Source organism: Mesorhizobium sp. M1A.T.Ca.IN.004.03.1.1 (genome assembly GCF_003997555.1).
In the GTDB taxonomy this organism is placed as follows: Bacteria; Pseudomonadota; Alphaproteobacteria; order Rhizobiales; family Rhizobiaceae; genus Mesorhizobium.
In genome coordinates, this window is the sequence record NZ_RZTV01000703.1 from 1 (window position 1) to 253 (window position 253).

Annotated in this window: 1 protein-coding gene; it reads left to right on the forward strand. The window is 66.0% G+C overall.

The annotated features are described in order from the left end of the window. The coding region (locus tag EOD29_RS33490; protein WP_245475518.1) for a 2Fe-2S iron-sulfur cluster-binding protein at positions 1-237 on the forward strand (237 nt) is incomplete at its 5' end. Between the last annotated feature and the right edge of the window lie 16 nt (positions 238-253).

Below are 253 nucleotides of genomic sequence, written 5' to 3' on the forward strand. Positions count from 1 at the left end.
GCTCAGGCGAACGGCGCCCTATCGGCAGTGCAGCAGACGTGGCTCCACGAGCAGGTGCCGCAATGCGGATTTTGCCAACCGGGCTTCATCGTCGCCACCACGGCGCTGCTGGAGGCGAAGCCACGTCCGACAGACGCCGACATTGATGAGGCGATCACCAATATCTGCCGCTGTGGGACCTACCCGCGCATCCGCCGCGCGATCCATCGCGCCGCCGCCATGTTGGCCGAGCGTTGAGGAGACAGTCATGGCC